General features: G+C 73.4%; 3 protein-coding genes and 1 pseudogene. All 4 read left to right on the forward strand.

Going from position 1 to position 5,223, the window contains the following annotated elements:
* Positions 1–1,453, forward strand: a pseudogene (locus tag ACWGIU_RS29030) (hypothetical protein); the annotation flags it as partial.
* Entirely contained in the window at positions 1,450–2,409 is a 960-nt protein-coding gene (locus tag ACWGIU_RS29035) for an ABC transporter ATP-binding protein (RefSeq protein WP_453710688.1), read from the forward strand. The pseudogene ACWGIU_RS29030 and the gene ACWGIU_RS29035, both read left to right, overlap by 4 nt.
* A 2-nt stretch (positions 2,410–2,411) precedes the next feature.
* Positions 2,412–2,828, forward strand: a complete 417-nt coding sequence (locus ACWGIU_RS29040; protein ID WP_453710690.1) for a hypothetical protein — start codon at positions 2,412–2,414, stop codon at positions 2,826–2,828.
* Positions 2,829–3,382: 554 nt separating this feature from the next.
* On the forward strand, positions 3,383–5,223 hold a 1,841-nt coding region (locus ACWGIU_RS29045; protein WP_453710692.1), incomplete at its 3' end, for a PIG-L family deacetylase.

The raw sequence follows: 5,223 nt of genomic DNA on the forward strand, positions 1-5,223 counted from the left end.
ACGCGGGGTCGCCCCGCCCGGCAGCGACCTCGACCCGCTGTTGATCGCTGCCCCGCTGCTGCTCGCCCTGTGCGGGGGGCTGCTGCTGGCCCGGCTCCAGCCGGTGGTCACCGGATGGCTCGCCCGGGCGGCCGGCCGCAGCTCCGGGCTGGTCGGCTTCCTCGGACTCGCGCGGGCCGCCCGCGGCTCGGGGGCCACCGGCACGCAGGCCCGCGGCCGCACCGGTCCCTCCGTCCTGCCGATGGTCGCGCTGCTCCTGGCCATCACCACCGGGGGATTCGGCGCCGCCGTGCTGCAGTCGGTGGACTCGTCCCGGCTGGGGGTGGCCCGGCTGACCGTCGGGGGCGACGTGGCGATCTCCGCGTACGGGAAATCCCCTCTTCCGGCGGGACTCGCGAAGGCCGCGGGCGAGCTGCCGGGCGTACGGACGTCCGTGCCGCTGTGGATCGACCACGACTCCTCCCTGCACGGCACCACCGTGAGATCCAGCCAGGTCACCGTGATCGTTGCCGAGCCGGCCGCGTACGCGGAGCTGTCCCGGGTCCTCGGCTGCGGATCCTTCGAGCCGGCCCTGCTGGCCGACGGCGGTGCGCAGTCCGCCGATGCCCCGGTGCCCGCGCTGTTCAGCGCGAGCCTGGCCGGGCAGGCCACGCGGGGCGGCACGTACACGGTGCAGCCCGGCGACGGCGGCGAGCTGAAGGTACGGGTCGTGGGAATGGTCGACTGCACCCCGGCCCATCCGGCGCGGGACGCTGCGACCGTCGTCCTCCCGACGGGAGCCGCGACGGTCCTCATGGGCGGCGCCGGCCACCCGAACCGGTGGCTCGGCCTCGGCGACGTCGACGGGGACCGGGTGCGCGCGCTGGTCCGCTCCAAGCTCCCGGCGCCGCCCGCGACTCCCGGCCCGGCCCCGGCTCCGATCCCCGGTTCCGGTTCCGCCGCGGGCCCGGCCCCGCTCGACGACGTGTACCCCGTGAGCACCAGCTCCGAGGCCGTCACGTCACTGGGCGCCGATCCACTGCAGCGCTCGGCACAGCGCCTCTTCTGGGCCTCCGTGGCCGGAGCGGCGGGCTTCGCCCTGCTGGCCGTCCTGCTGACACTGATGCGGGCCGTACCCGAACGCGCGGCGCTGCTGGCCCGGCTGCGCACCATGGGCCTGCGTCGCAGGCAGGGCGTGGCGCTGATCCTTGCCGAGACCCTGCCGCAGACCCTGGCCGCGGCGCTCGGCGGGGCGCTGGTGGCGGCCGCCGCGGTGGCCCTGCTGGGCCCGGCGATCGACCTGACCACGCTGGTCGGCGCCCGCGTGCCGGACGGAGTGCGGCTCACGGCGGGGCCCGTGCTGACCCAGGCCCTGGGCCTGGCCGCCCTGGTCGCCGCGGCCGTGTTCGTCGAGGCGGCGACATCCGGGCGACGGCAGATCACCAACGAGTTGAGAGCGGGAGACCAGCGTTGAAAACCGACCAGCCGACGTACGAGGAGCTTCGCCGCCGGGCGACGGCCGCCGCGGAGCCGCGCACTGCGGCGGCGGACGTCGCGATCGCCTGCGACCGCCTGGTCCGGATCTTCAGCCAGGACGGCATCGAGGTACAGGCCCTCCAAGGGCTGGAACTGACGGTCGACCAGGGCGACCTGATGGCCCTGGTCGGGGCCTCCGGCAGCGGCAAGTCCACCCTCTTGAACATCCTGGCGGGCCTGGACGTCCCCACGGCCGGCAGCGCTGCGGTCGCCGGCTACGACCTGCTGGAACTGTCGGCGCGGGACCGGCTGCGCTACCGGCGCGAAGCGGTCGGGTTCGTCTTCCAGCAGACGGCGCGCAACCTGCTGCCCTTCCTGACGGCCGCCCAGAACGTGGCCCTGCCCATGCAGCTGAAGGGCGTGCGCCCCCGCCGCGGCGCGCGCGCACGCCGCGCGGCCAGGGTCGGGGGGATCCTGGAAGCCCTCGGGATCGGCGAACTGGCGCACCGGCGCCCGGCGGAACTCTCCGGCGGCCAGCAGCAGCGCGTAGCGATCGCCGTGGCCATGGCGAACGACCCCAAGGTGCTGCTCGCCGACGAACCCACGGGCGAACTGGACTCGGAGACGGCGGCGGCGGTCTTCGAGACATTCCGGACGGTGAACAAGGAACTCGGCGTGACGGTGATCATCGTGACGCACGATCCGATGGTGGCGGGCGAGGTCCGCCGGACCGTGGCGATCCGCGACGGCCGCACCAGCAGCGAGGTCCTGCGTCGCCTGGTCACCGACGAGCACGGCGAGGAATCCATCAGCGAACGCGAGTACGTCGTCCTCGACCGCTCCGGGCGCGTCCAGCTCCCCCCGAAGTTCCTGGAGGCCCTGGGCATGGAACACCGCGTGGCGGTCGACCTCGCCCCGGACCACATCGAACTGCGCCCGGACGGCGGCCACTGAAGATGACTACCGACGGGTTGCGCAGCTATCAGGTGGGACCGGTACACGCCGAGCTCCGCGCGCTCACGGTGGACGACGACCGTGAAGGGATGCTCGAAGGCACACCGTACCTGCACCGTCGTTTTCGTCTCCAAGGCATCGAGAAGGCGATGGCGGCGACGCCGCATCTGTATGTGCACGACCTCGACAAGCTCCGAGCCGATATGGAGGGGCGGGTCGAGGAGTGGCTGCCGCGCGAGGTGGTCGGTGCTCGGCTGACGTCATGGTGGACTCCCGAGGACATGGCAGAGCCTGGGCACACAAAGCTCTCGGTGATGTGGTTCCAGACGGCTGGGCAGGATCCCTTCGCCCGCCTGGCCGCGATCGTGCGTCCCCTGGACTGGACTTCGCTCGCCAGGTTCGTCCCTACGGAGGACTGAGGCTGTCGGGCGAGGGCCGCGGCAGTACCTCTCCCGGCACTCGCGCGATACCGGCCCTGCCCCGTACAGGCCCCGCGTCCCAGCGGTTCGGTCTGTGCGGTGGCTCCGTCCAGGGTAATGCCGGGGCGGGCGAGGCGCCCGGACTCCGGGAACCGCCTCGTCGGCCGCTCGTCGGCCTCTCAGCGGCGGTGAGAGCTGCGTCACTGCCGCCGCCGGTCGGCCAGGGTGTGGAATGCGCCACTTGTGGGGGTCGGTGGCGAAGAGGCCGGCATGCTCGGCGGTCGTGTCGATTCCACGCAACCCGCAGGTGGCCAGCATATACGCCGGTTCCGGCCTGTTTTCCGGGTCAACCGCACAAGGATCGACAAATAGGACAAAATGTTGTCTTTTTCTCACAACTCCCTTTGTGCTCATAAGCGACTTGATGGTGTGTCAGCCCCCCACGGGCGGGACATAATCGGCCCCGGTCGTCTCCGGAAGCACTGGAGCCATCGGGACACCGATCGACCTCCCAGGCGGATCGCCGCACCGGCCCGACCCTCAAGGCGCTGTACATGTCCCTGGCCCGCCGCACCCGACTCGCGGCCCTGCTCGCCGCGTTCTCCGTCGGCACCGCCGGCATGACGGCCTGGGCGTACGGACACGGGACCGAGCGCCCGCCGGCGGCCCCCGAGGTGGTGATCGCCGCGAGCGTGACCGAGGGCTCCGCCCTCCAGGTCGTCGCGCACCCCGACGACGACCTCTTCTTCATGAACCCCGACCTCAGCCGCTCCATATCGACCGGCATCAAGGTCACCACCGTCTACCTGACCTCCGGCGAGTCCGACGGCAGGAACGAGGCCCACAGCCCCCACCTGCAGGACGCCGCCGGCCCCGCCGACCGCGCCGCCTACGCGGAGGCCCGGCAGAACGGCATACGCGCCGCCTACGCGGAGATGGCCACCGGGGACCGCGCCGGCGCCTGGCAGCGCAGGTCCGTACCGACCGCCGGCGGCGGCAGCGCCGAGGTGGACGTCCTGGTCGCCCGCCCCGAGGTCAACCTCGTGTGGATGGAGCTGCGCGAGGCCCGCAGCATCTCCGGGGACAACCCGGAGAGTCTCCGTGGCCTGTGGGACGGCCGAACCCCCGCCCTGGGCGCCCAGCTCACCTCCGGGACGCCGGTCAAGGACTGGTTCTCGTACACCAAGGACCAGGCCGTGGCCGCCATAGCGGGCGTGTTCGAGGCGTACCGGCCGACGACGATACGCACGCAGGACCCGACCCCGGGGAGGGCGGACGGCGGCGCCTTCCTCGACCACCAGGACCACGTGTACGGCGCCCGCTTCGTGCAGGCCGCCGCCGAGCGGTACGCCAGGACCACGGACCGGCCGCACTTCTCGGTCCAGAACTACGTGAGCTACCCGAACAGCTCACTGCCCCCGACACTCGACCCGCAGACGGCCGAGGAGAAGCTCGGCTACCTCAAGACCTACGCCTGGACCGACCACCAGGACTGGTGCGGCAGCCCCGCCGGCTGCGGCGACCGCAAGACCGCCACCCGTCCCACCGGCGCCGGCTGGAGCCAGACCATCCGCTACAGCCGCGGTGACGGCACCTCCTGGATGACCGAGGGCGTCTCCGGACGGCTGTGGGCCTTCGCCGCGCTGGACGGCCGTATGGCGTACTGGTCGCGCAGCGGCCCGCAGGCCCTCTGGCAGGGCCCCGCGTTCCTGCCCGGCGACGGCATCGACGCCGGGGCGGCGGCCGTCCGCCTCTGGGACGGCCGGATCGGCGTGTTCGCCACCCGTACCACCTTGGGCGCGACGCCCCAGGAGTACGGCCGGGAGATCGTCTACGCCGTCCAGAGCGAGGTCGACGGCGGATTCGGCCCGTGGCGGTCGCTGGGCACCCCGGACGCCGTGGACAGGTCCGGCACCTCGGCGATCGGCGGTCCGTCCGTCGCCGTCGACGACGAGGGCCGGATGACGGTGTACGTACGCGACTCCCGGCGGACGCTGCGCGCCCGGGCGCAGGAGACCGCGGGCGGCGACTTCGGGGCCTGGCAGAGCCTGGGCGGCACCGGCCTCCAAGGCGACCCGGTCACCGCGACCGATGCGGCGGGGCGGCGCCACGTGTACGCGGCCACGGCCGGGTCCGTGCTGGCCTGGGTCCAGCCGGCACCGGACGCTCCGTTCGGCGGCCCCCTTGCGACCGGGCTGCCCCAGACGACGGGCGCGCTCTCGGTGCGCCCGGAGGGCGACGGCGTGCGCCTGTTCTTCCGTCGGCCCGGTATCGGCACCGTCGCCACGAGCCTGGCCCGCGCCGGCGGGCCCGCGCCGGAGTTCTCCCCGGTCGCCGAGGCCGGCGGCCTCGGCGGTTACGGCGCGGTGGGCATAGCGGGCGACCTCCTCGCGGG

The sequence above is a fragment of the Streptomyces sp. NPDC054840 genome (assembly GCF_053611065.1).

Excerpts from the sequence above, each read along its gene's own strand:
- ACWGIU_RS29040 (WP_453710690.1), top strand. The coding sequence starts at position 2,412 with ATGACTACCGACGGGTTGCGCAGCTATCAGGTGGGACCGGTACACGCC.